Origin of the sequence: Halorhabdus utahensis DSM 12940 (assembly GCF_000023945.1) — an archaeon.
GTDB classification, from domain to species: domain Archaea; phylum Halobacteriota; class Halobacteria; order Halobacteriales; family Haloarculaceae; genus Halorhabdus; species Halorhabdus utahensis.
This window is the reverse complement of the sequence record NC_013158.1, coordinates 2,681,619-2,707,917: the sequence shown is the minus strand read 5'-3', so window position 1 is coordinate 2,707,917 and position 26,299 is coordinate 2,681,619. Positions and strand designations below refer to the sequence as shown.

General features: G+C 63.7%; 13 protein-coding genes. 6 read left to right on the top strand and 7 right to left on the bottom strand.

What is annotated here, in order from left to right; genetic code table 11:
• Nucleotides 1-85 precede the first annotated feature (85 nt).
• The 3 genes from HUTA_RS15395 (at nucleotide 86) to HUTA_RS12905 (ending at nucleotide 3,705) form a co-directional block, all read left to right on the top strand.
• Nucleotides 86-835, top strand: a complete 750-nt coding sequence (locus HUTA_RS15395) for a hypothetical protein (protein ID WP_015790356.1) — start codon at nucleotides 86-88, stop codon at nucleotides 833-835.
• 1,126 nt (nucleotides 836-1,961) lie between these two features.
• Nucleotides 1,962-2,867: an ABC transporter ATP-binding protein gene (locus tag HUTA_RS12910; RefSeq protein ID WP_015790355.1), complete on the top strand. Its 906-nt coding sequence runs from the start codon at nucleotides 1,962-1,964 to the stop codon at nucleotides 2,865-2,867.
• 1 nt (nucleotide 2,868) lies between these two features.
• The gene (locus tag HUTA_RS12905) at nucleotides 2,869-3,705 is read left to right on the top strand and encodes an ABC transporter permease (RefSeq protein ID WP_015790354.1); all 837 of its coding nucleotides are present in this window, start codon (nucleotides 2,869-2,871) and stop codon (nucleotides 3,703-3,705) included.
• 38 nt (nucleotides 3,706-3,743) lie between these two features.
• On the opposite strand, the gene HUTA_RS12900 is transcribed toward HUTA_RS12905, so the two are convergent.
• From HUTA_RS12900 to HUTA_RS12870, 7 genes are all read right to left on the bottom strand, one after another.
• Nucleotides 3,744-4,496 carry a pirin family protein gene (locus HUTA_RS12900; protein ID WP_015790353.1) on the bottom strand — a complete coding sequence of 251 codons (753 nt, stop codon included), beginning with the start codon at nucleotides 4,494-4,496 and terminating at the stop codon, nucleotides 3,744-3,746.
• Nucleotides 4,497-4,597: 101 nt separating this feature from the next.
• Entirely contained in the window at nucleotides 4,598-6,679 is a 2,082-nt protein-coding gene (gene ligA, locus HUTA_RS12895) for an NAD-dependent DNA ligase LigA (RefSeq protein WP_015790352.1), read from the bottom strand.
• A 276-nt stretch (nucleotides 6,680-6,955) separates the two neighbouring features.
• Nucleotides 6,956-8,110 (bottom strand): Fic family protein, encoded by a 1,155-nt coding sequence (locus HUTA_RS12890; protein WP_015790351.1) that lies wholly within the window; start codon nucleotides 8,108-8,110, stop codon nucleotides 6,956-6,958.
• Nucleotides 8,111-8,278: 168 nt separating this feature from the next.
• Nucleotides 8,279-9,406: a pyridoxal-phosphate-dependent aminotransferase family protein gene (locus HUTA_RS12885; RefSeq protein WP_015790350.1), complete on the bottom strand. Its 1,128-nt coding sequence runs from the start codon at nucleotides 9,404-9,406 to the stop codon at nucleotides 8,279-8,281.
• Between the two features lie 107 nt (nucleotides 9,407-9,513).
• Entirely contained in the window at nucleotides 9,514-16,449 is a 6,936-nt protein-coding gene (locus tag HUTA_RS12880) for a hypothetical protein (RefSeq protein WP_015790349.1), read from the bottom strand.
• Nucleotides 16,446-18,080: a phospholipase D-like domain-containing protein gene (locus HUTA_RS12875; protein WP_015790348.1), complete on the bottom strand. Its 1,635-nt coding sequence runs from the start codon at nucleotides 18,078-18,080 to the stop codon at nucleotides 16,446-16,448. The genes HUTA_RS12880 and HUTA_RS12875 overlap by 4 nt, the downstream gene beginning before the upstream one ends.
• A gap of 5 nt (nucleotides 18,081-18,085) precedes the next feature.
• On the bottom strand, nucleotides 18,086-22,756 hold the full coding sequence (locus HUTA_RS12870; RefSeq protein ID WP_015790347.1) for a hypothetical protein: 4,671 nt from the start codon (nucleotides 22,754-22,756) through the stop codon (nucleotides 18,086-18,088).
• 538 nt (nucleotides 22,757-23,294) lie between these two features.
• Here HUTA_RS12870 and HUTA_RS12860 point away from each other — a divergent pair.
• The 3 genes from HUTA_RS12860 (at nucleotide 23,295) to HUTA_RS12850 (ending at nucleotide 26,238) form a co-directional block, all read left to right on the top strand.
• Nucleotides 23,295-24,593 carry an O-acetylhomoserine aminocarboxypropyltransferase/cysteine synthase family protein gene (locus HUTA_RS12860; RefSeq protein ID WP_015790345.1) on the top strand — a complete coding sequence of 433 codons (1,299 nt, stop codon included), beginning with the start codon at nucleotides 23,295-23,297 and terminating at the stop codon, nucleotides 24,591-24,593.
• Nucleotides 24,590-25,816 (top strand): homoserine O-acetyltransferase MetX, encoded by a 1,227-nt coding sequence (metX, locus tag HUTA_RS12855; protein WP_015790344.1) that lies wholly within the window; start codon nucleotides 24,590-24,592, stop codon nucleotides 25,814-25,816. The genes HUTA_RS12860 and metX overlap by 4 nt, the downstream gene beginning before the upstream one ends.
• 134 nt (nucleotides 25,817-25,950) lie before the next feature.
• On the top strand, nucleotides 25,951-26,238 hold the full coding sequence (locus HUTA_RS12850) for a DUF7130 family rubredoxin-like protein (protein WP_015790343.1): 288 nt from the start codon (nucleotides 25,951-25,953) through the stop codon (nucleotides 26,236-26,238).
• Nucleotides 26,239-26,299: the final 61 nt, after the last annotated feature.

Here is a 26,299-nt window from a genome sequence, read left to right as displayed (position 1 = left end):
AAATGTGTATAGAACATATGCAGATATAAAGTGTATTTCAGAATGGAAGAATTTATGTGGTATTAGATTGAATGGTAATTTGGATATGCAGAGGAGAGATCTGCTTAAGAAAGGAGGTATCGGATTGCTAGTTGGAAGTTCCGGAATTGGTGTGGCTAATGCGAAGGGTACGCCAAACGATATTGGAATACAGAAGAAAGCAAATAATAAGCCGATAAACGATAAGGGAGGTTGTGATTTTGAGGTCATTCAAGCAACCTCAGAAAAAACACTTCTAAAGGAGAATAGGGAACCAGACGGCAAATTCATCATTGCTGATCATGTTGAAGGGGTTGCGTCTATTGGGGAAGTAGCAGAAATGAATCCGGAAGCGATGAACGAGATCAGTCGACATGAGCGGAGTATCAGTGAGTTGGATGCGAAATCTGTCGACCTAATTCGTTACTCCGAACCATGGGGTGGCAAAATTGGAAGCCATTTAGGTACGACACAGTATGAAGCAGGAGTTGCATTCACTACAGGAAAAGACCTCGGGAATTATACTGCATCAGCTGTCGGTGGGGCAATATGTTCCCTAATTCCAGGAATTGGTACTTTACTAAACGCATTGGCGGGTGCGGCTTGTTCACTGCTCGGATCTATTCTTATTGATGTGAATTCTGGAGGGAATAAGACTACATTCGGGATGTGGGACAGTACTGGGTTTTTAGGAGCGCCATTGGTCAAATTTGGTGGTGCAAGTGGGCATGTGTATTCTCATGAAGATTGCAGGAGTTTTGATAGTTTCCCGGGAATGATCGACTGGTATATAAATGTCTCCCCGATTTATCAGTGAATAATTTCCAAATTATATAAATACAAGGTAGATACAATGATGGATTATTTAACCGATAGTCCCTTGTTTCATCGAAGTCAACACTGGTTTCTAAATCCTGTATTTTTTCTCATTGGATTTCTAGTTGGTATTTTGTTTTCTGAATATATTCTTGGTGGAAAAATACTTCCCGTAATTGTCGGATCGTTCTTCGGAGGAGCGAGTATATTAATAGGACAACATATACTTAGTTATATTTACATGATATCATCGCAAGGTCAGTCCCGCGGCGGATGATCAGGTCTACATCAAGCAAGAGTGTCGATTCGGTGTCGATGGCGGCGCAGAGCCACTCTTTTCGTCGATAATCTTGATTTGTTTCTAATCGACCGCGACCCGCGACGGCGCTGCCACGGTGGTTCGCGCTGGTCTTCGGCAAGCGTCTCCTTCCCGTACCAGTTCACTTGATGACAGCGTTCGACATCTAGCCAATCCAGGACAGCCCCAACTTCCGCAACGAAAACTCCATCGAGTGAAGTCAAACGGCGAAACACCCCCGGGTATTGGCCTACGCTCGTTCTCCTAATTGTCTTGATTCTCCACGTCTAAGCGTGTTCTTTGTCAGGTCTGCGAGTTTCATAATCACCACTCACTACGACCTGCTTGTTACTCAATCCCTCAACTTGACCGTATCAATCTAGTTACCATTCTACATTTTATATTTGTAAAACGAATAGATTGAATGAGGTATAGATATACGCTCTTAGAAAGTAGGGTCTCGGTAGCAAGGCGAAACCCGCGACGGGACAGTAGACACCGAATTCAACTGGTGGCAACCACTATTTGAATCAGGTATATCTGGTTCTTAATGGCGACCAATCGCAAGACAAATATCCATAAATAATGTACTTCGACAGAGCAATACATCAATGTTAGAATGGATTCTGCAACCGAATTCAGGTTATATGAATAGCAAAGACGGGTAGAACAGTCACATTCTACCAAATGCCACGAATCGGCGTCGTCATGCTCGCATTCTGGCTGGTCGTGCCGCTCGCGATCGGCTACCGACAGTTCTCGACGGCGGATCTGTAGGCCCGCTGTCGAAACGACAAGAATTATCACGGCACCATAAAAACAGGCGGGCATGGTCGCCATCGACCTTACTGACGTCACCAAGACGTACGGTGACGTCACCGCCCTCCAGTCAGTCGACCTGACCGTCGAAGACGGCGAGGTGTTCGGCTTTCTCGGCCCCAACGGCGCGGGGAAGTCCACCACGATCGATATTCTGCTCGATCACGCCCGACCGACGGCCGGTCACGCGGAGGTACTCGACATGGACGCACAGGACGAGACCGTCGCCGTCCGGGAACGAACCGGCGTGTTGCCCGAACGGTTCGGTCCGCTCGGCGAGATGACCGGCCGCCAGCACGTCGAATTCACCGTCGAAGCGAAGAACGCCGACGACGATCCGGGGCGGATCGTCGAGCGGGTTGGCATCGACCACGCGGCCGATCGACCCGCCAGCGGCTACTCGAAGGGGATGACCCAGCGGCTCATGCTCGGGATGGCCCTCGTGGGAGAGCCCGACCTGCTCATCCTCGACGAACCGACGACCGGCCTCGATCCGAACGGCGCGCGACAGATGCGCGAGATCGTTCGGGCTGAAGCCGAACGCGGCGCAACCGTGTTCTTCTCGAGTCACATCCTCCAGCAGGTCGAGGCGGTCTGTGATCGGGTCGGCATTCTCGATTACGGCAACCTCGTCGCCGTCGACTCCATCGACGGCCTCCGGGAGGCGGCCGGCACGACCGGCGAGATGACCGTGACGCTCGATACCGTGCCTGACAGATTGGGCGACGAGATCAGTGCCATCGAGGGAGTCACGTCCGTCCGCGTCGACGGGTACTCCATCGTCGCCGGGTGTGAGAACCCGGCAAAGGCAGCCGTCGTGGAGGCCTGTCAGCAGGCAGGCGCGACCGTCGAGAACATCGAAACCAGCGAGGCGAGCTTAGAGGATCTCTTCGCCGCCTACACGGGGGGTGCCTGAGATGCGGTGGTTACAGATCGCCCGCAAGGACTTCGACGACGCCCGGCGGGACCGACAGCTGTACTACCTGCTCGGGATTCTGTCGCTGTTCGCCCTCGGCATCGGCTACATCGTCGGCGACAATCCCGAGTTCGTCTCCCCCGGCCAAACGGCCATGGTCCTGATTCCGGTGTTCGCTATTCTCGCCCCGATCGTCGCACTGACGATCAGCCAGGCCGACATCGTCGGCAAGCGGGCGACCGGCGAACTCTCCGTATTGTTGAGTCTGCCCTTCTCCCGACGGACGATCGTCCTCGGGAGTCTGGTCGGTCGGATGGCCGTCATGACGGTCGTCCTCGTCGCGGTGTTCGTCCTCGCGCCGCTCGTGGTGAGCGTGCGGGGTGCACCTGTCGATCCAGTCGCGCTGGCCGGGGCCTTCGGGATGATCTGGCTCCTGTCGCTGGTGTTCACCGCGATCGCGCTCGGGATCTCGACGTTCACCAGATCGACGACGCTCTCAGCCGGGGGCTCCTTCGGCGTCTTCCTCCTGTTCGTCATGCAACTGTGGACGGTCATCCCCAGCGGCGTTCGGTACCTGCTCAACGGCCTCACGATGCCGAGCGGGCCACAGCCGGAGTGGGCGGCCGTCTTCGTCCAACTGTCGCCGTTCGCCGCGCTCCGAAACCTCGCCCAGCCAGTCGTCAGTGAGATCGTTGGTTCGTTCCCGCTCGCGGCCGGCGAAGTCGGCGAGAGTCTCCCCTGGTATCATGAGCCTGTCTTCGCCGCGATCGTCGTGCTCGCGTGGATCGTCCTGCCGCTCGCCGCTGGGTACTGGCGGTTCCAGACGACCGATCTGTAGGGCCATCGCGACGGGACGGATCGGAACCGATCGGCCGCTCAGCGGCCAATCGTCCCCTGCCGGGTGATCGGCGCGTCAGGATCGATGGTGAACGCGACAAGCAACGCCTCAGTCTCGGCGGTGACTGTCGTCTCGCTCCCGTCGACGAGCAGCCCGCTCTCGGTTTTGTCAAAGTGAGTGTCCCCGGCGGTAACCGCCCCGTCGAAGACGTAGAAGTACGTGTCCCACTCAGGCTCCGTCGGTAGGTCGATGCGCTCGCCCTCTTCGAGGTGAGTGTCGTAGAAGTGGACATCGTTGCGGACGGAAAGCGGGGCCTCGGACTCCTCGGGTCCGAAGAGGTGTCGCCATTCATTGTCGACGGGTTCGGGAATGGGCTCGTGCTGGATGTCCGGTTCGAGGTCGAGGCTGTGCGGGCGGACGAAGATCTGGAGCATCCGCAGCGGTGGGTCGTCGGCGAGCGTGCGCTCCTCGTGCCAGAAGCCGCTGCCGGCGTTCATCACCATCATGTGCTCGGGATCGGTCACGAGCTTGTTCCCCTCGCCGTCGTCGTGGCGCATCACGCCCGCAGGGACCCAGGAGATGATCTCCTCGTTGCGGTGCTGGTGCATCGAGATGAGCGTATCCGGGTCCATGAACGACTCGACGACGGTCGCCAGCGGGCCGTACCCGTGGTCGTCGTGATCAGGGAGGTTGCGCCCGGGAAAGTTGAGGTGGATGCGGAACTTCCCCTGGTTCTGTGAAACATCCGTTCGTGGGGCCTTGTGGAGCGTGCCCGTCGATTCGAGACTCATTACGTATTATTGGCGCTGGACGGACATAGGGGCGAGGGATGTGACAACGCGCGCCGAGTGGGTAGTGAGACGGGATACGGACGGTTCCCCGCTCTTCCGGATCAGTCCAGAACGCCACGCCCGGCCAGCAGTTCCTCGAACTCGTCCTCGTCAAGAATCTGCACGTCGTTGGCGTCGGCGTCGTCGCGTTTGCGCTGGCCCGGGTTTTCGCCGACCACGAGGTAGTCGGTGTTGCCCGAGACGCTACTGGTGGCCGATCCGCCGTGGACCTCGACAAGTTCCTGGGCCTCGCTTCGGGTGTAATTCGAAAGCGTCCCGGTGAAGACGAACGTCAGCCCGTCGAGTTCGTCGCCACCCTCGACCTCGTAGGGCTGTGGGTCGACGTGGTCCAGTAAGCGCTCGATCGCCTCGCGGTTGCGCTCGGTCTCGAAGAACTCCCGGATCTCCGCGGCCACCTTCGGCCCGATATCGTCGACCGCCTGAAGCTGCTCGCGGTCAGCGTCCATCACTGCCTCAAACGTCCCGAACTCGCGTGCCAGTGCGGTCGCTGTCGCCGCACCGAGGGAGGGGACGTTCAGCGCCGCGAGGAAGTCATCGAGCGGGGGTTCCCGACTGGCTTCGAGTTCCTCCTGGAGGTTGGCGACAGATTGCATACCCCAGCCTTCCAGCGAGGTGAGATCGAGCTGGCCGAGTTCGTAGAGGTCTGCCAGTTCTTCGACCAGTCCGGCATCGAGGAGTTGCTGAACGCGTTCCTCACCCAGTCCCTCGATATCGAGGCCGGCGCGGCTGGCGTAGTGGACGATCGCCCGCTCTAACTGGGCGGGACAGGCCAGTCCGCCGGTACAAAACGCCAGCGGGCCGTCCCGCTCAACCGGGCTGTCACAGACGGGACAGGATTCGGGGAAGTCGAAGGTCCCATCGCTCGCCGCATCGAGGACCTCCGCAACCTCCGGAATCACGTCGCCGGCCCGCTGGACGCGCACCTCGTCGCCGACGTCGACACCCAGCCGCTCGATCTCGGCGGGATTGTGCAGCGAGGCACGCGAGACCATCACCCCGCCGACCTCGACTGGGTCCATGAGCGCGACGGGCGTCAGCCGCCCGGTCCGGCCGACCTGGACGACGACGTCCCGGATCGTCGTCCGTTCGGTCCGGGCGGGGAACTTGTAGGCGAAGGCCCACCGTGGCGCGCGCGCGGTCGATCCCAGCGCGTCACAGGCTGCCCGGTCGTTGAGCTTGATCACGACGCCGTCGATCTCGAAGGGGAGGTCGTCCCGTTCATCGAGCAAGCGGTCGCGGTAGTCGATGGCGTCCTCGATCGAGTCGACCTCCTCGGCGAGGTCGGTCACCCGCAGTCCCCACTCCGGCAGGCGTTCGTAGACCTCGCTGTTCTGTTCGAACTCGACGCTCGCGTCCAGCACGCCGAAGAAGAAGATCGCCAGGGGGCGCTCGGCGGTGATCGAGGGATCGAGTTGCCGGAGGGTGCCCGCGGCCGCGTTGCGGGGGTTGGCGAAGGGGTCGTCGCCGCGCTCGATGCGTTCGCGGTTGTACGCCTGGAACGCGTCGGTCGGGATGTAGACCTCCCCGCGGACCGCCAGCGTGTCCGGATAGTCGCCGCGCAGTCGGCCCGGCACGCTCGGGATCGTTCGGACGTTCTCGGTGACGTCCTCGCCGACCTCGCCGTCCCCGCGGGTCGCCGCCCGCTGGTAGACGCCGTCCTCGTAGACGATTTCGACCGAGAGGCCGTCGAACTTCGGCTCACAGAAGTAGGTCCGCTCGTCGGGGTCAAAGCCCGCGTCGCCCATCCCGCGGGCAACGCGCTCATCGAACTCCCGGACCTCCGTCACCTCGCCACCCTGGTCGATCGACTGCATCGGCGCGACGTGCTCGACGGATGCGAGTTTGTCCAGCGGTTCGCCGCCGACGCGCTGGGTGGGGCTGTTCTCGCGGTCGAGGCCGAAGCCGTCTTCGAGGTCTTGCAGACGGGCGAACAGGGCGTCGTAGGTCCGGTCGCCGATGACGGGGTCGTTTTCCACGTAATACTGGTGGTCGTGATATCTGATAGCCTCGCGCAACTGTTCGGCCTGCTCGTGGGCGGACTCGGCGTCGAGTGCATCGACCGACTCGAAGTCCGTCGGTGGGTTCTCGACGTAGGGGTTGTCCGGCGGCTCGACCGCTGTCATATCGTCGCTTCGCGGCGGCCTGAGAATAAGGCTACCGTTCGAAGGGCCCAATGGATCACACCACGGCAGATTTCCGTGTCACCTACCCACGAGGTCCGGACGCGAACCGCTTCGGGCACTGTCCGAAAATGCTACCACCCCCAAACACACTTGGATTACGTCCCGAAGATCTATCCTAACTCAAAATTCCGGGAGATATTTTTTATTTATACTGTCACACGCTCGATGGGTTTATATGGAATCGTTTATGCTACCGACGCTAACTCAAATCGAGATTTACGCCGATTCATCGAACGACCGGGTCAGGATGTCGAAGATGTCCACTGCCTTGAATTCCTGGTAGCGCTCCTTCCCGGTGGTCTCCTGAAGAACACCCTCGTTCTCCAGAGCCATGATCGCGTTCCGGGCGGTCTGGTGGGACACGTCGAGCAGTTTCTGGACTTCCTTCGTCGTGACGTATGGATACTGGAAGAGCCGCATCGCCAGCCGATCCCGGGCGGCCTTCTCGTGACCGTAGCGCATCTCGTACTCCCGGCGCAGTTCGCGCAGCTCGTCCGTTCGGGCGACTGCGTCGGCCGCCTGCTGGCGGATACCGTCGACGAAAAACTGGAGCCACGGCTCCCAGGCCCCTTCCTCGCTCACCGCGCGCATTCGGTTGACGTACTCGATCTTGTGCTCGTTGAAATACGCGCTCGGGTAGAGGTACGGATCGCTCAGATAGCCCTGCTGGATGAGCTGGAGTGTGATCAACAATCGTCCCAGGCGGCCGTTTCCGTCGCCGTACGGGTGGATCGTCTCGAACTGGTAGTGAACAAGACCCAGGTCGACGAGGTCGTGATAGGCACCACCGTCCTGGATGTACGCCACGAGGTTGTCCATGAGGTGGGGCACCTTCGTGGCGGCAGGTGGAACGAACGGTGTCAAGTGTGGCTCAGGCGGCGGAATGTGGACCGGGGCCGTCCGAAACGCACCCGCGTCATGTCCCTCGTCACGAACACCCGCCATGAGCGTCCCGTGCAGGTCGTTGAGCAAGTCGACCGTGATCTCCCCGGTCTCGGAGACGCGGGTGGCCCCCTCCCGAACGGCCGTCTCGTAGTTGATACCCTCGCGGATGTCTTTGGTCGTCTCGCCGTGGTCGATGTCCTCGGGCCGAAAGAGGTCCTCGAGTTCGATGTCTGCCCCCTCGATGAGGACCGATTCGACCGCCTCGCGCCGCACGAGTGACGTGTAGACGATCGGGCTCGCGTCCGTTTCCTCACTGATCCCCTCCAGACGACCCAGCTGGTAGATCGCATCCTGAAGCGTCTCCTGAAACCCGGAGCTGAGTTCGATTCCATCCGCTGGCGGCAGTTCGTCCGGAAGATAGTACGACCGCTGTCCGAACGGGACGTATTTCCCCGGTGCCCCGTCTGGAAGTTCGTCCCTGGCCATTGGAATTACGAAGACGAAATGGGGCCTAAGTCAAATAGTTTCCCTTAAGTTGGGATTAAACCTGACGTCGACCGCATCATTTATGTGAGGTAAACAATAGCGACGGACAGTAACTCAAATCCCACCGTGCAACTGTGTCCGACTCGCTCACATTACTGCCGCCAATTCTCACAGACCGGCCACGTCCTCAATGGCTTCAGTCAACTCACGGATGCTCTCGAGGTCGTGTTCGCCCATGTGCCCGATCCGGAAGGTCTTCTCGCCGAGTTGGGAGCCATACCCGTTCGAGAACACCATGTCGTACTCCGCCGAGACTTCCTCGATGGTCGCTGCCACGTCGATGCCCTGCGTGTTCTCGATACAGGAGACCGTCTGAGAGCGATAGCCTTCCTCGGCGAACAGGTCGAAGTGTTCGCGCGCCCACTCGTGGACGTACTCGGTCATCTCGCGGTGGCGCTCGTCCCTGGCGTGATGGCCCTCCTCCAGCATGTGTTTCATCTGCTTGCGGTAGGCCAACATGATGGGGATGGCCGGCGTCGAGTGGGTCTGGCCCTTCCGGTCGTAGTAGTCCAGGCAGCGCTGGAACCCGCCGTACCACGAGGCACTGTCTTTCTCGATCTCGCGCTCGTAGGCCTCGCTACTCACGACACAGATCGCCAGCCCCGGCGGCATCGCGAAGGCCTTCTGGGTCGAGGTGAAGATCACGTCGATGTTGTGCTCGTCGATGTCGACGTAATCGCCCCCCAGCGCGCTCACGGCGTCGACGACGAAGTAGGTGTCCGGGTACTCCGCGACGACGTCGCCGATCTCCTCGATCGGGTTGCGGACGCCGGTCGAGGACTCGTTCATCACGCTAGCGACGACGTCGTATTCGTTGTCGCTTTCCTCGATGGCCTCGCGAACGTCTTCGGGCTTGATCGCCTCACCCCACTCGTACTCCAGGCGATCAACGTCCTTGCCCAGGCGCTCGGCGACGTTGGCGTGGCGTTCGCTGAAGCTCCCGCAGGTCGGCACGAGGATCTTCTCGTCGACGAGGTTCAGCGTCGAGGCCTCCCAGAATTCCGTCCCCGACCCCGTCAGGATGATGACCTCGTTGTCGGTATCGAGGAAGTCCTTGGTGTCCTCGACGATCGTGGTGTAGAGGTCGGTCATCCGATCCATCCGGTGGCCGAACATCGGCTGGGCCATCTCCTCGATAACGTCCTCACGGACCTCGGTCGGTCCGGGGATGTACAGCGTCTTTTCGGGATAGTCGTCGGTATATTCGCGGTCGGGTGCGTCAGTCACGGGGCACATCGTCGTACCAGTACCCTCGATGCGGTAAAACATGGTAGTTTTGATAGCCGCGCGTCCGTGGTCGGCTGCGCCAAGGACGGAACGAGTGAACGACCGACGGAGTCCCCCTACGACCGGGGAACCCACGGCAGGTCCAGGCTGACTGGCCCGTCCAGTGGACTGTCCGAGCCATCCGGCGAGAGAGTGAGTCGATACGCACCCGGATCGAGGCCGTTCGAATCGTACAACACCAGCCCGGTCCCGTCTTCGCTCCGCAGGACGTCGACGGACGTTGCCGTGTACGTGGCGTCACGGAACGCCCGGACATGGGTACTCTCCCCGTCTGGGTCGCGGACCCGCAGGACTGTCTGTCCCGTCGGCAACGGCCGACCCGAACTGGGCTGGTGATGGTCGGTGCGCGCCTCGCCGACCCAGGACGGCGGGGAGTCGGCGATCGAGACGCGCGTCCCCGCCGGCATCGGGGGTTGCTCGCCGAAGCGATGGTACTCCCGCCAGGTGTCCGCCGGCGCGGTCACCTGGAGGTCGTGGAACGAGGCGTCCTCGTTGGCGCGGGTATAACAGCCAACCTGGCCGCTCGCGTGCGATCGGTCGCGGACGTCGAACAGTTCCTCGCCGTCGAGATAGCCACGGAGGCGATCACCGACGCATTCGACGGTCAGCAGATACTCCCGACCGGACTCATAGCCCGTGCCTTCGTCGGACCAGAGAAGGCGCACTTCGCCGTCGATCCGGGCGATCAGCCGGCGGTAACTCCGCTGGTTGTCCATCGAGAACCGGTAGCAGTTCCCGTCGTCGCGGTACCGGAACATGAGTCCGATCGCGTCGTTGTCGCCCGCCGAGAGACGGGCCGTGACCCGGTAGTCGTCCCATTCCTCGCCGGTGACGGCGTAGGTCCCCGGTGCGTTGTAGTCGCCGCCGACGAACCCGTAGATGTTGCTCGTCTGGCGAAGCCGACCGTTACTCACGTGCCAGTCGGACTCCTGGGTGGTGTAGGGCGGTTCGTCGACGATGTCCCAGTCGCCGAGACCTGACGTCTCGAACTCGCGTCGATCGAGCGTCGTCACGACGGCGTCCTCTCCCGTCCGGAACGTCTCGACGGTCGCAGTGCCGTCCGCAACTGTCGGGCCGGTCCGGCCGAGACCGCCCTGGCCGGGATCGGCGACGTCGAAACAGGGGACGCCGTCGACACGCCCCCGGATCCGTCCGTCGACGAGTTCGACCGTGAGCGTCCGGGCGGTGTCGGCAGTGAGCGACGGGCCGCCCTCCCAGAGGACGGTCTCGCTCCCGTCGGTTCGAAGCAACTGGAGACCGTCACTGTCGCCGACGAACCGGTAGTGACTGTCGGCCGCTGTGCGGCGAAAGCGCAAGCCAGTCGTCGCGTCACCGGTACTGACAGTGACCTCGGCGACGGTCGAATCACCGGCGTCACCAAGCAGGGAGAGCGTCCCACCGGTCTGGCCCGTGACACTGCCGTCGAACGCCCAGGTTCCCGTTCCGACTTCGTCGAGGTCAGCATCGAGCGACGGGCCGTCCTCGACCAGCCACGGATCGAAGCCCGCGCCGGGCCGACGTGACTCGATCACGTAGTCACGCAGGTCGCCATCCGACCGGAGCAGTGCCCTCACGTCGGCCGCGCCGGGGTCGGCATCGGTCAGTTTGAGTTGCTCGGGTGGTTCGGATTGGTGATCGAATCGCGGGCCACGTTCCAGCTCGATGGCCGTCGTCTCCCAGTCGATCGGTTCCGGCGAGTTGACGAACAGGCCCTTGCTCGTGCCGTCGTCGTCGAGTCGGGTGACCTCCATGCGATCGACCTCGCCGGCGGACAGCGCCGTTGCGACCGACCGGAAGTCCCGGAACTCACCGGAAGACGTGTCGTCGCCGAGGGCGACGCTGGTCACGCCGCTCAGTTCGCTCGCGGGGTAGGATCCCGGCCAGACGACGTCGTCGAAGCTCTGGAGGTGGTGGCGAGCGTCGGCGAACAGTGACGTCGTGAACGCAAAGCGGTAGGCGACCGGCGCACCCGCCCGGAAGTCGTCGATCCGGATGTCGTCGAACTGGGCGTCCGGTGTATCCGCGTAGAGTCCGACGGTCCCGCTGTCAGCCCCATCCGCATCGGTCACGGTGACGACCGACGCCTCGTCGAACGCCTGGCGTTCGTCGTCGACGAGGACCTGTAGCTCGTCGCCGATCACCTCGACGGCGACCCGGTAGTCTCTCCCGGGGTCGCAGCCGCCCGAAGCCTCCCAGGTTTCGGCGACGCTCCCGTTCTCGACGCGGACGAGCCGTCGCGTCCCGCCGGTGTCGAGTTCGAAGCGGTACCGATCGCTGCCCGTGTCTCGGACCGTGATCCCGACCGCGCCCGAGCCGCCGCTCCGGACGCGAACCGTCGCCGCCACCCGGTAGTCGGTCCACTCGGTGGGCGGGTCGCCACCGAACGTCGGCGGATCGGTGAGCCGGAAGCGTTCGCCGCCGGTCGACCCGGTCTGGACGGCGACCGACCGCGCCGGGACCGACCACTCGACCGGACCCGCCACGCTCGGCGTTCGGTCGAGCGTGATCTCGTCGTCGCCGGCGTCAAGTGCGTCGATACCGAACCCTTCGGTCCCGCTCTGGGTTTCGATCGTAACCGTGTCCAACCCCGCCCGGAGATTCCCGACGACGCCGCCGGAGACGCCGAGCGTATCGCCCTGGAGCGTGCCGCTGTCCCCGTCGAACCCGTCGTGGACGTCCAGTCCCCACGAGCCGCCGGTGGCCGACCACGCGTCGGTCCCCTGATCGAAACGCTCACGGAAGAGGAGGGGCTTCACACGCGCTTCGTGGACCGCGTCGGGTTCGAGCACGCGCTCCTCGGCGGCGCGTTCGAGGCGTTTCGTCGCCTCGATCCGGATGCCGTCGTCGTCGAGGCACGGGCTCTCGCCCACGGTCGCGAGCCACCGGGCTGTGGCGCGGTCAAGCAACAGTTCGGGCGTCGACCCCCACTCGTCGTCGACGAGGACCAGTCGGCCGCGGGCGTCCCGAACCGGTCGATCGTTGTCGTCGTAGAGGTGCAGCGTGAGATCGCGTTTCGCCATGCGGTACTGCTGATCGACGTAGTCGACGTCGAAGTCCGCGCCGATGGGGTCGGTGCGGTAGACCGGGCGGGGCAATGGCGGGCGCTCGCCCTCGGCAGGGATCGTGGCCGGCGTCGTCTGATCGACGTACCGGGCCAGCGTCGCCAGACCACTGGACTGTTTGCCCTCCGTCCCACTCTCGGGCGGTTCCCCGGGCTTTTCAGGTGTCTCCAGTCCCGGCGGCCCGGCAGTGTGGAAGTCGAAGTAGTGGGCACGATAGGTCGTCTCGTCGTACTCGAAGTCCCCGCGGCCGTCCGCGTCAGTGGCGGTGACCACTTCCAGCCGGTAGTCGGTGTCGGGTTCGAGAACCTGGCCGCGCTCCGATAAGGCTTCCAGGCGATCGCGCGCTTGCTCGACGCGTGAATCGGTCCCGGTCGGCGGGTTCGCCAGATCGACCGCCGAGCCACAGATCTCCAGCAGGGACAGCTTGCGTCTGCCCTCCATGTTCGGCTCGCCGGGGAACCGGAAGCGGACGGTGAGAAAGCCGACGCTGCCGTCGCCCGGTGCGGTGATCACCACCGGGTCGTCGTTGCCGGCCGAGACCGACCACGATTCTTTCAGCGGCGACTGATCGTCGAGGGTCACGACCTCGCCCTCGACCTCGTATTTCGGTCCCTGGAAGGTGAGACTCACCGACCGGGGCGAGCCCGGGACGGACACGTAGAATTCGTAGGGGTATTCGGCCTCAGTGTCCGGATGCCGATCGCCCTCGGCCAGGACGAGCGCGTCCCCGCCGCCGCGTGCCGGCTCGATCGACACCGAGAGGGTTTGCAGGGACTGGACTTTGCCGGACTCGGTGACCGTCAACTGCGGCCAGGGTTGGTCGTGGCTCCGGTAGGTTATCGACGTGCGATCGGACTCCCTGACGTACTCACGTTCACGATCGAAGTCCGTCTCGAGCGACCGGTCGTCGAAGTCCCAGCACTGTTTGTCGGTCGCACAGGGATACTGCGGGAACGACTGTGACAGCGAGTCCTCCCATGCGCCGCCGGTGTGACGACTGTACGCGAAGGGCGTCCGGGCGAAGAGGTGCAGCTTCGTCTGGACGAGGTCAGGATCCGCACCCTGCTTTCCCTGTCCGTGTTTGGGCTGTGCTGGCATGGGTGCCCAGTCGCCGCCGACGTCCTCAACGGCCGACCAGCTGTTGCCATCGTATTCCAGCAGGCGCAGCTGGGTGAGCGCGTACCTCGCGTCGACCGGCCCCTCGTTCTTCGCGGGATCGCCGATGACCTCCCGGGCCGGGTTGGGCGGGCTCGGATCCTCCGTGACCGAACTCTCGTCGTGGACCGGCCGCGCGAAGGTCACCTCCGGACGCGGATCCTGGGGGACGACCGGCGCGTCCGCCGCCGGTCCGTCGCTCGGTTTACTGGTCGGCTCCGCCGAGGAGACCGTTTTCGGGCCGACCGCCTGGGTGGCCGACCACGTCGAGGCGAGTTTCTCGTGGCCGACTCCGGCCTCGTCGACCACCTCGGGGAGCGAGGGCGGGTCCTTCGTCGGGCCCCACTCCAGTGTGACCGTCGCCGACGGATCGGGCAACGACCACGGCGTCGACAGCGAGGCGCTGAACTCGCCCTTGAGGTGGAACGGATCGAACACCTCCGCAGCGATCTTCGCATCGACGGTCAGCCCGATCCCGACGCCGAAGGCTTTCAGCGCCGCCTTGCCGTGGAGGTGGAGACTCCCGGTGAAGTGGGCCGGCTCGAAGTTGAGGACCGCGTTGGCGTCGAGCCAGGCTTCGAGCGTGAGCGACAGCGGCCCGAAGCTCCAGGACTTGTCGTAGCCGTACCAGATGCCGGTCGCGACCCGACTCGGGTTCAACATGAAGTACGACTCGGCGGTGAACACCGACAGCGCCGAGGCGCGAACCCGCGCGTCGCGGGGCTCTTTCTTCCCGATGTTGAGATACCACGCCCCGGGATCCGAGAAGCTGAAGAAGGCCTCGACGGAAGCGGCGATGTCAAGGAGTTGTCCCTGATCGCCCTCCTTGTATTTGGCGTCGATGCCGAGCGTGAGTGAGCCCGCTCGACCGTCGATGACGGCAAGCGCCTGGAAGGGCGCATCGTCCGGGACTTCCGCGCCCGGTTTCATCATGTCGGCTCGACCCTGGACCATGATCACCGGGCCGGGGAAGACCACGGCCAGCAACACGTCCGTCGCGACCGAGAGCCCGCTGTCGGGCGCTGTCGAGATGGTCGTCCCCGCGCCGAAGCCCATCGACCCTTCCGTGGGTTCCCACTGCTCGCCAAGCGGGACGACGCCCGCCGGATCGGCGTTGTGATACCAGCTCTCCCCCTCCTCGACGGAGTACCACTTCTCCCCCTCGGTCTTGTCGGGCTCCATCTGGCTGGCGAACAGCCCCTGGAAGCCATACAGTGAGAGGCCGGTCGCCCACAGCGGGATGCCGGCGGGCAACTGGGCGTCGAGGTAGACGCCCATGTACTCGAACTCCGAGCCGTTCTTGGTGACGGTCCCGAAGACGAGTTCGGCGTCGATAGTCATGTCCAGGGCGATCAATTCGAGGTCGATGTCCCCCCGGAAGGTCTGGCCCTCCCAGGAGACCTCGCCCTTGAACTTCAGCGTGCCCGGGATCTCGAACTCCAGGCCGACACCGTCGAGGGAGACTTCCATGGAATCGCGGTCGCCTCCCCACTCGAAACGCAGTCCTTTGACCGAGGCACCGGCGGAGATGCCCTTGATGAGGTCGATGCCGCCGCTAAAGCCGACCCATTTCCCGCCGTCGTCGGTCTTGCCGAAGCCGAACTTCGTGACTTCGAGGCCGAAGCCGGCGACCTTCGCCTGGTACTGATCACCCAGTTCGATCCAGCCACCCTCGATGTCGACGTTGCCCTCCGAGTCGACACGCAACTCCTCGATATCGACGCCCGGCATCGAGAGATCGGCGTCCATCTGGTCGGTTTTGGGGTCGATCACGCCGCCGAGCAACACTGCCGAGGTGTCATCGCCGATTTCGAAGCCGATGCGATGCAGCTCCAGGGTGAAGTATTCCTTCTCGATCGTCTGGAGTGCCCCTTGGCTGCCGGCGAGGGTCACCCCGAGTCCGCCATCGAGGTCGATCCCGATCTCGATGTCGACCGGATCGTCGAAGAACGGGATCGTCATCGTCCCTTTGATGGTCGACTCCGTGAGCGCGTTCTGGACGAACGTGAGCGAGACCGACTGCAGCGTCGCGTCCATCCCGAAGAGGTCGACCTGCTTGCCGGGTGACCACGTCGTCGAGACAGTGCCGGAGAACCCACCGTTACCGAGGGCGGCGTCACTGATCGATATCGTCCCGACGGACTGTGACAGCGGGTCGGGCAAGTACAGTGAGGCACTCTGTAATGTGACCCCACGCCAGCCGTCGGGTTTGCCGGCTGGTGAGCCACTACCGAGGTACAGCTCCAGGTTGGTTGCCTCGATCACCAGCCCGCTGTCACCGACCATGCAGGGCGGCAACGAGATGCTGGAGTCAAAGTCCAGTTCGACGTTGCCGCTTCCATCGATCTCGACAGTGGCGGTGGCGATTGTGACCTCGACCGCGTCCGCGTTCGGATCCGGCTCGAAGGCGTTCCCGCCCGATCCGGAGACTGGTTTGACAGGCTGCAACAGGTCGTCGTCCAGCCGTAATGCGACGGGCACGTCGACGATCCGGAACGCGAACGCCGGCTCGACCTGGATCTCGAAGTCGACGGCGGTCCCCAGTCCACCCGGCGCCAACAACAGTTCGACGGCGTCGAATCCCTGGACGGACAATGCCAGTTCCTGCTCGAACATCAGACTGCTCGAGAGGGCTGTGGCATCGTCGCTCGTCAGGCCGGGCGGTTCGATGTAGATCTCATCGAGCGCCCCATCAGTGGGGAGTTCCGGGAACGCGTCGGGCCAGCTTTGCTCGAAATACTCACCCAGCGGCCGGTAGACGGTGTCGGGACTCATCCCGGGAACACCCCCCAGTTCTCACGGGAATCCGGTTTGTCCAGCGTCCGGTGTTTGTACTCCTGGAAATCAGTGACGCCGGTCGACGCTGAATCGATCGAACTGACCGAAAAGCGCTTCAACGGAGGGGAAGACACACCGAGTCCCGAAGACCCCCAGTTGTTGTCAAACGCATGGAGTGCCTGCTCCAGCGGGAATCCGGCCTGTCGTTGCGATTCGGAGACTCCGAGGTGTTCGCCCCACAATTCGGCGCGATACGCCGGGACGAGAGTGCCGGCTTCGTCCAGGGCAGTCACACAATGCTCGATATCGGTATAGAGGCTCCGTGGCGAGCAGTTCGGGGACCCGATACACACCCAGGAATCGTCTATCAGCAGCGTTTTGGAGTGAACGTAAGCGTCCTCGCGTCCGAAAATCGCGATCCGGTCCTTCTGGGCCTGGTTCAACCCGTCGAGCAGTTCCTGCTTGATCGCGCGTTTGCTCCAGACACTCAATGCTGGCTCGCTTGGCGGACGCGTGCCCGAAAGGAGGATGACCTTGAGATCGGACTCGGCCTTGAGCCGTCCATTCAGCCAGGACATGACCGTCGGCGATCCGAACTCGTAGTTCTCGATGTAGACGTATTCCTCGGCCCCCTCGATGGCTGTTTGCCACGCATTGGCGACTTCGAATCGGCCAGCAGGTGCGAACGAGAGCGACTCGCCCTCCGGGGCGAAACTGGCAGTCTCGTAATTGAATTGTGGAATGGTGATGTGCGATTGCACGTGGTGGGTTCCCGCGTTCGACGCTGCCAGGGACTTCCCGGGGACGTCTTCCGCCCCCGAAGGGACAGACGGGACTCGATTATCGCCGACCGAAAACGTCATCGAATCGCGGTCGACCTGTTCGTTCCACAACGCCCGAAACACGTCGTAGATGCTCTGGACGGCAGGCCCCGTGATCTTCACCTGAATGTCGTGCCAGGCGGACTCCGAGTGGTCGCGAGCGGCGTGGCGACTCCCTTCGAAGTCGATCCCGCCAGTGTAGGCGACGAACCCGTTTTTGTTCCGGAGTACGACGAGTTTAGCGTGTGCGGAACCGACGGTGTGAGACAGCGTGTTGAGACAACAGTCGTTCGAGAGTTTTGACTCCTCCCGGAGGTCGGCGATCGAGTGGAGTGTACTCGCGGAGACTCTGGTCCAGGCCCCTGCCTGGTTCGGGAACAGCTGGCGACCCAGCCAGCCGCCTGGCGTCCCCATCAACGCCCAGAAGACGTTTCCGAGGAGGCGGACGTCGACGCCAGCACGAGCCTTCGTTTTGAGTAGGTCCAGCAACGGATCGGCGCTGGCCGTGAGTTTGAACGGCCCCGTCCGCATGCCGGGCTTGCCGCTCATCCCGGCCGAACCAGGCGCGAGTTCCACCAGTCCCTTGAGGTCGAACTGCCACCCAGTCGAATACACGAAGTGTTGGTCGGAATCCGGCCCGTCGCCGAGGGCGGCCAGTTCGCCGGCCAGATCGCTGAAGTATTCGTCACCGTCGATCAGCGGAACGAGATCGCTGTTCTCGTACGTCGTCGGTTCGGGCTTCGTCGGCGGATCGGCGTCGTCACTCTGTACGAAGTACGTCGATTTGAGTGTTTGAATGTCGGGCATTGGAATCAGGTGCTGGAAATGGTGGTTGCTGTTCCCGCGCCGATGGCGCCGGTCGCTTTGCGGGCGCGCAGTCGATACTCGTAGCCGGCCGACGGATCGACGCTGCTGTCAGAAACGGTGTGGGAATCTGGTGGTAACCAGTTCGTCACCGGTTTCCATCCGCCCCCGGACGCAGGCCGTCGCTGTAGTAGCGTCTCGTTGGCACTCGACCACGTGATCTCGATCTCCTGGCCGCCGTTGCCGTCGGCCGTCCAGGTCGCTGACGGCGCTGGCGGACTCGGCAGAGAGGGATCGACGGCCCGTGCCGAAGATAGGCCGGACGGATCGGACTGGTTGCCGTTGTCGTCTTCGGCGACCACCCGATAGAACACACGTTCGAGAAGGGGCGGCCCCTCGTCCGTCCAGACGATCTCGTCGGAGTCGGTATGTGACACAGTACCTACCGCCTGCATCAGTCGGATATCCTCGGCGTCGTCCCGGTCGGCGGCACGGTAGACAGTGTACTTCTCGACGTCACGCTCCGGACTCGGCGACCACCGAAGCGTGATCGCCCCGTGGTCAGACTCGTTCGGATCGGCGTGGCCCGCCGTGATCTTCGACAGCCGCGGCGGCGTCGGCGGCACGGTATCGACCGCCTGGACCGGCCGCGTCGGATAACTCAATCCGTCGCTCCGTGTCCCGGCCTCGTTGACCGTCCCGGTCCGGTAGAAGTACCGCCGGCGGGACTTCCCGTCGAAGCTGTCGACCCAGGCACAGAGGTCGCCCCCCGCGACGGCCGAATCCGGCGCGTTCGGCCCGGGCTGGTAGTTCGGCCCCGGATCGCCCGCCTGGAAGTCCGGGCCCTTGCGGTTGGGATAGTCGTCGGGATCCAGCGCATCCATCGTCCGCTGGGTGTAGGCGGCGTCGGTCCCGTCGAGTCCGGCGAGCGTCTGGAGCACGTCCGGCTCCAGATCGCGATAGTGGACGAGGGCGTCCTCGAAGTTCGACTCGCTCGTGACAGCGTCATGCAGAGACTGGATCGCGTCCCGGATCTCCTCCCGGCGCGGGAGCGTGCTGCTGTCACGACGGTACGGCGGGAACAAGTCCGTCTGATTTGGATCGAGCGTCCGGGTCGCCTCGCCCGCCTGTCGGCGGTTGTAATCAGCCCGGAAGATCGCCTTGTCCATCGCCCGATAGACGTGGACGCGGCGATGGTCGCCGGGATGGACGAACCGGACGGTGTACTTCGACTCCCCGTCGTAATCGGGCGGCGTGGCGTAGTCGATCGAACTCTCGAAAGAGGGCTGGGCCGGTGGCTCGGGCACTTCCTCGAAGACGCGCGTCAGTGTCACGGGCGCGCTCACCTGCCCGGCGTTGCCCCGTCGGTCGACGGTGTTGACGCCGACGTGGGCGTAGGTGACCGGTTCGGCCTCGCTCGTGGCGAAGGGATCGGTCGGCGGGTCGCCCACCTTCGGGATGGGGATGGTCGTCTCGTAAGCCCGGTAGTCGATGTCCAGGGGGTTGTCCTGGTCGCTCGCGGCGATCTGCTCGTCGTAGTCGCCGATATCGACCGTCGCATAGGTCGACCGCCAGTCGCTGGGTACGGTCGGCGTCTCCCACGCGTCGGGATCGCTGTAGTCGACTCTGACCGGGTGCTCGATGGCGTAGTCGAAGCGGGTCCGCTCCTCATCAGCGCCCGGAACCTCGTATGGCGATTCGAGTTCGAGTTTGTCCCTGCTCTGGACGCTTGCAATCGTGTACTCCCGCCCGTCCGGCGTCGTAAAGGACTGGCCGGCTAACGCGCCCGTCCAGTCGGTGTTGACTCCCCAGACGATCAGGTCGCCGTCGGTGACGTTCACGGTTCCCTCCCGGTAGACCGGCGGGATCGACACCGTACAGGACGCTCCGACGTCGGGAGGATCTCGTTTGATCGCGGCGTCCAGGGAGGTCGTCGGGCTCTCGTGGTCGGTTGCGGCACCCGGCCGGCTGTCGGCGATCACGATCTCCTTCGTCCCGTCGCTCGTTTCGACGGTCTGCTTCGGATCCGGTCGGTGATCCCACAGTTCGACTGTGAGGGTGCCGTCGCCCGCCGCATCGCTTTCGACTATCTCGTAGCTCGCGTCGCCGATCTGCAGGGTCGCACCGACGTAGCCGTCGGCCGGCGACAGCGCCGGGATGTCCGTCTCGACCGCGTAGCCGTCCCCGGACTGCGGGGTGACGGCCGTGATCTCGCCGAACTGCTCGTTGAGTTGGCCCGGGTAGTACTGGATCCGGAACTCGGTGGCGTCGGGAGCCTGTGCCTGGTACGTCTCCGGCCAGATCCAGCGGACGCGGGCCTCGCCGGTCCCCGCGACCGGTTGCTCGACGTCGAGCACCTCGGCCTCGACCTGCCGTGGCGCAGGCGGCGCACGGTCGTCGAGCAGTTCGATCGCCGACTGGTGGGCGACGGTGCCGTCCTCGATCCAGTCGGCGGGGTCGCTCGGCTCACTCGCCCGGCCGAACAGGTCCACGCCGCTGACGCGATAGCTGTACCAGCCGTCCAGCAACCCGCGATCGACGGTATGGATCGGGTCGGCGGGCCAGCCCTCGACGTCGGCCACATCCGCCGAACTCACCATCACCGGGTCCGCCCGATCCGCGTCGGCGACGGCCGGCGCAGTCAGGGGCTCGTACTTCTCGGCCGGGGGAGCCGACGGCGGTTGACTGTCGCCGTCGAAATCGTATCGCCAGAGGTGATACTGGACGGGATCGTCCGGCAACAGCGCCCCCTGAGCGGTCGGTCCCTCGTCCCAGCCGATCCCGGCGGTGTTCGTCCCGTAGCGCGTCCCGTCGGGTGTCTGGTGAGCGTCGGGTGGACTCGGCGGGAGGCCGTGGACTTCGGTTCCCGTCGGTGCGTCGAGCGGGGGTGCCTGTCCGCGCTGGACGTCGAACGTGACGTAGCCGTCGACGGCGTCGTCGTACCGGAGTTCGAGGACCTCCGGACTGATCGTCTCCGATCGCTCGAGTTGCTCACCGACGCGCCCGGTGTGGTCAGCCAACAGCAGGTAATCGTAACTGGTGTCGGGGTCGGCGTCCTCGTCGATCCAGTACAGCCCGAGTGCCTGGGCGATTGCCGGGTCGACGCTGCCGAGCAGCGCCAGTTCCAGCGGACTCTGCCAGGGTGCCGTCGCCTCCTGACCCTGCGGCCCGAACGCGCCCGTGATCAGGTACCTCGTCGTCCCCGTCGAGCCTTGATACGGCATCGCAAGTTCGAGTGTCTCCGGGCCTGGCTGGACAGCTTCGATCCGATAGCGGGCCGACCCGTAGATCGCAAACGACGACCCGGAGCGGTCCGGCCCGGCGTAAGCCCGGTCGAGTTCGAGCGTGTTCGGATCGCCAGTGTCGGTGGCGGCGACGGTGTAGACGGCGCGCTGGTCGCCAAAGCGGATCGCCTTCCCCGCCAGGTCCGCCGACCACGCCGGGTCGCTCGTGCTTCCGGGCTCGCGACGGACCGTCCGATCACCGGTGGCGACCTCGACGGTCCCATCCCACTCGGTGGCGAACTGTACGTAGAGCCCGCGTAGCTCCTCGCGCCAGTTCGTGTTCGTCCCGTCTACCTCGGATTTGTCGTTGGTGACTTCCGCCCGACCGGCCCCCTCGATCGGCATCGGGAGCGCCCGGCCGAGCTGGCCGCCGGCGGAATCACCCTCGTCGACCAGATGCACCAGATAGTCGTGGAGTTGCCCGAAGCGATCGTCGGCGAGTTCGTAGTCCTGTTCGGTTGCCGTGATCCCTTCGTAGGGGCGACTCAACAACAGTTCGTCGGGGCTGTTCTCCCTCGGACGGACTTCAGTGACGACGTAGGCCGTGTCATCGCCGCCGACACGGAATGTCCGGCCGGCCAGGTCGGTCGACCAGTCCGTCCCGGCCCCCGTGACGACTGCCGAGCCCGACTGGACGTCGACCGCGCCACGGTCCAGCGTCTCCCGTGGCTTCGTGTAATGGGCCGGATCGCCGTACGCGATGCGATCGCGAGCCCACGTTCTGGCCGTCGATAGATCCTGGCCGGTGCCACCGGTGGCGGGGTAGTCCGGGTGCTGGAGCGGCAGCGTCACGGGCCCGTTGAACCCCGGAACCGGTTTCCATTCGGCCACGTACCCGGCGGAGACGGGATAGAACAGGACGTCAACGAGTGTCGCCCGTCCGCCTTCGATGACCACCGACTCGATCCGGTCGAACGACACCCTCGCCGTCCCGGTGGTCTCGAGGACGGCTGAGTCGACGGTGACGTCGCCGGCGACCGCCCGGACTTCGGTGGTGTCACTCACCCGTATGTCAAGGGCGACCTCGAAAACGGGCTCCGGGAACTCGACCTCGACCGGTCCGGGGTCGACGTCGACCGCGAGGCCACCGCCGGAGACGAACGACTGCGGCCGATCACTGGTGAACGTGATCGGCCCGTTCGGCGTCGAAACCGAGTACGTCGTGGTGGTCGCACCCCCACCCTCGACGTAATCCTCGACCGACGTCGGATCGATCTCGTCGCCGACGTGTTCGCGACGGAACAGGTAATACCCGTGATCGGCGAATCCGACCGCCGGATCGAAACTCCAGCGCAGGTGATTGCCGTCGGCCACCGACGGAAACTGCCCGTGTGGTTGTCCGTGATTCTCGATACCTCGACCGACCATCACGACCCGTTCGCGCTGGAAGGTCATCGTCGGCTGTCGGCGCCTCCGGATCGCCGCTGTGAACGTCGTGTGAATCTGTGAATCATGTTCGCTCCCCGGGCGCCTCGACGCCAATGACGCCGATCGCCCAGTCGCCGACCCTGTGCCGACCGAGCAAATATTGTCTCCTGAGCCGATACGAATCCGATGTCTCGGCCTGGGTGCCTGCCCGGCGGATGGTTGGCGTGCTGAACAGTTCTGTGTTCCAATGTATATAGTTCATCATAATTATTCATATACATACGTGGTCGTACTTTTCAACAAAACAGTATCCGAGAGTGACACAGGGGGCGAGTTGCTCACGCGCTCATTTCCCTGTCTCACTCGCCCGCGTGTGAACTGCCGATCGGAAGCCGGCAGACTGCACGCACGAGGGGTCGAAAGATCGACGGGGCGCAGGGACAGTGGGCCACAGGACATCGAAACGAGAAATCGCCGGTCGGCAGACAGGACACTGCAGCGACACGATCCCCAATTTTGCCGTAACTCGTGGTTATACCAGTTCAGAGGTATATGCATATGAAACATGAGCGGTCAGGAATCCCCATCACGACAGTTCGGGACGCGGTGTCTGCACGCGGGCCAGTCGCCGGATCCCGAGACCGGCGCAGTCGCACCGCCGATCTACCAGACGACCTCCTACGCCTTCGAGGACGCCGATCGGGCGGCAGATCTCTACGCCCTGGAGGCTGAGGGCAACGTTTACAGTCGCTTCGACAACCCGACGGTCCGATCGCTGGAACGTCGACTGGCGTCGCTCGAGAGCGGCGTCGACGCCGTCGCGACTGCGTCAGGAATGGCCGCTCTGGACGCGACGACGACAGCCCTCGCCAGTGCGGGCGAGAATATCGTCTCAGCCGCCTCGATCTACGGCGGAACCCATTCCTATCTGACGACGACCGCCCGCGAGCGAGGGATCGAAGCGCGGTTCGTCGACACCCTCGATTATGGGGCCTACGCGGCGACCATCGACGACGAGACGGCCTACGTCCACCTCGAAACCATCGGCAACCCCTCGCTCGTGACGCCGGACATCGAGCGGATCGCCGACATCGCCCACGATCACGGTGCGCCGCTCGTCGTGGACAACACCTTTGCGACGCCCTATCTCTGCAATCCGATCGAACACGGCGCGGACGTCGTCTGGGAGTCGACGACGAAGTGGATTCACGGCTCCGGGACCACTGTTGGCGGCGTCGTGATCGACGGCGGAAGCTTCCCCTGGGCGGACCATCCCGAAAAGTATCCCGCGCTGGGCGAGAGTGCCGGCGCGCTGGACGACGAGAGCTTCGTCGATCGCTTCGGCGAGCGGGCCTTCGCCGTGGCAACGCGCCAGCGGGCCGTCCGAAACGTCGGCGACGGCCAGAAACCCTTCGATGCCTGGGCGACGCTCCAAGGGGCCGAAACCCTGGCTGTCCGGATGGAACGTCACTGCGAGAACGCCACACGTGTCGCCGAGTTCCTCGCCGACCATCCTGCCGTGGAGTGGGTGTCCTATCCGGGTCTGGAATCCCACGAGACCAACGAGCAAGCCAGCGAGTATCTGCAGGGTGGATTCGGCGGCATGGTCACGTTCGGCCTCTCCGGGGGGTACGAGGGGGCCAAACGGCTCTGTGAGGAGACCGACCTCGCGCAGTTCCTCGCGAACGTCGGCGACGCCAAGACGCTGATCATCCACCCGGCCTCGACGACCCACGCCAAACTCTCGCCCGAGGAACAGCGGGCGAGCGGCGTCGCGCCCGACATGATCCGGTTGTCGGTCGGGATCGAAGACGTCAGAGACATCATTGGGGACCTCAAAGAGGGAATCGAGACAGCTACATGACGGTCACCGCCGAACACGAGACGGTCTCAGTGGGCGAGTTCGAGTTCGAGTGTGGGGAGTCGATCCCCGAACTCGAGATCGCCTACGAGGCCTACGGCGAGTTCGAGGGCGACAACGCGGTGCTGATCTGTCACGCCCTGACGGGGTCCGCCCACGTCGCCGCCCACCCCGACGCCGACGACGCCACCAGCGGCCAGGCCCGCGCGTGGTGGGACGACATCGTCGGCCCGGGCAAGGCCATCGACACCACCGAGTACTACGTCATCTGTGCGAACGTCCCCGGGTCGTGCTACGGGACGACCGGTCCCGCGAGCACGAACCCCGAGACCGGCGAGCCCTACGGGACGGACTTCCCGCCGGTGACGGTCAGCGACTGGACGGAGGCCCAGCGCAAACTGCTGGACGAACTCGGGGTACCGCATCTCCACGCCGTGGTCGGCGGCAGCGTCGGCGGCATGAACGTCCTCGAATGGGCAAAGCGCCACCCGGACCACGTCGACCGGATCGCCCCGATCGCCGCCTCCGCGCGACTCGACACCCAGTCGCTGGCGCTGCACGGCATCAAGCGCCGCGCGATCACGGGCGATCCCGCCTGGGACGGCGGCGACTACTACGGTGAGGAGCACCCTAATCCCACGGACGGCATGGCCCTGGCACGCCAGATCGGCCACGTGATGTACCTCTCGAAGGCCTCGATGGATCGGAAGTTCGGCCGCCGATCGGCGGGCAGAGACGCCCACCGGTCCTTCCCCGAGGAACCCGCGGCCTCGTTTTTCCCCTACCGGGACGTCGAATCCTACCTCGACTACCAGGCCGAGAAGTTCGTGGGCCGTTTCGACGCCAACGCGTTCCTGACGATGACGCGCGCGACGGAAAACTACGATCTCGCCGCGGGCTTCGAGTCCGACGCCGACGCGCTGGCGGCCTTCGACGGAGAAGCGCTGGTGATGTCATTCACGTCGGACTGGCACTTCACCGTCGCCCAGGCCGAATCCCTGGCAGACTCCCTCAGGGACGCAACGGTCGGGACGGCCCACCACGTGATCGAATCCGACCACGGCCACGACGCGTTCCTCGTCGAACCCGAGAACGTCGGCCCACCGCTCGCGGACTTCCTCAAAGACGGCGTCGCCGGGTCGGCCATCACGGATACGAGCAACGACGCCGAGGAGTCGACCGACAGCGACTTCGCGCCCGTCCACACGAGCCTGTTCTCGCGGTAAGGCACGACGGCGGTGGCTAACTCCCCGAGAATGGGCCTACCCTGAGCACTGAATGGTGGACGCCGAACGATTGCCGGCAGACCTGACAGGAGGACAGAAGCTTTTTGCAGTGTGCTATCGTTTGACTACCCACGATGGCGTCCGAACCCACTGAGGTGACCTTCGGGACAGGTGTTTATGACGAAGCAGGCAACAAGCTCGGGACAGTGCGGGGGTTCGACGAACACGGGTTTTATGTCTCGACCGACGACGGGATCGCAGCGCTTTCGAGTGAACATCTCGCAAGCGGGATTGCGGGCGAGGCTGAACTCATGTGGCGCTGTTGGTCCTGCGGCGAGATGGGACAGATCGAGCAACTCCCCGAGGAGTGTCCATCCTGCGGCGCACCCAAAGAGGACATTTATTACTGGGAAGAAGACTGACGAAGCCAGCCGAATCTGCAGTTTGGGACAGACAGCGGTGGGTGCGAGAGAGGAGTGACGC

What these genes read in the sequence shown, in the direction of transcription:
- HUTA_RS15395 (WP_015790356.1), top strand. Translation starts at nt 86, where the DNA reads ATGCAGAGGAGAGATCTGCTTAAGAAAGGAGGTATCGGATTGCTAGTT.
- HUTA_RS12910 (WP_015790355.1), top strand. Translation starts at nt 1,962, where the DNA reads ATGGTCGCCATCGACCTTACTGACGTCACCAAGACGTACGGTGACGTC.
- HUTA_RS12905 (WP_015790354.1), top strand. Translation starts at nt 2,869, where the DNA reads ATGCGGTGGTTACAGATCGCCCGCAAGGACTTCGACGACGCCCGGCGG.
- HUTA_RS12900 (WP_015790353.1), bottom strand. Translation starts at nt 4,496, where the DNA reads ATGAGTCTCGAATCGACGGGCACGCTCCACAAGGCCCCACGAACGGAT.
- ligA (WP_015790352.1), bottom strand. Translation starts at nt 6,679, where the DNA reads ATGACAGCGGTCGAGCCGCCGGACAACCCCTACGTCGAGAACCCACCG.
- HUTA_RS12890 (WP_015790351.1), bottom strand. Translation starts at nt 8,110, where the DNA reads ATGGCCAGGGACGAACTTCCAGACGGGGCACCGGGGAAATACGTCCCG.
- HUTA_RS12885 (WP_015790350.1), bottom strand. Translation starts at nt 9,406, where the DNA reads ATGTGCCCCGTGACTGACGCACCCGACCGCGAATATACCGACGACTAT.
- HUTA_RS12880 (WP_015790349.1), bottom strand. Translation starts at nt 16,449, where the DNA reads ATGAGTCCCGACACCGTCTACCGGCCGCTGGGTGAGTATTTCGAGCAA.
- HUTA_RS12875 (WP_015790348.1), bottom strand. Translation starts at nt 18,080, where the DNA reads ATGCCCGACATTCAAACACTCAAATCGACGTACTTCGTACAGAGTGAC.
- HUTA_RS12870 (WP_015790347.1), bottom strand. Translation starts at nt 22,756, where the DNA reads ATGACCTTCCAGCGCGAACGGGTCGTGATGGTCGGTCGAGGTATCGAG.
- HUTA_RS12860 (WP_015790345.1), top strand. Translation starts at nt 23,295, where the DNA reads ATGAGCGGTCAGGAATCCCCATCACGACAGTTCGGGACGCGGTGTCTG.
- metX (WP_015790344.1), top strand. Translation starts at nt 24,590, where the DNA reads ATGACGGTCACCGCCGAACACGAGACGGTCTCAGTGGGCGAGTTCGAG.
- HUTA_RS12850 (WP_015790343.1), top strand. Translation starts at nt 25,951, where the DNA reads ATGGCGTCCGAACCCACTGAGGTGACCTTCGGGACAGGTGTTTATGAC.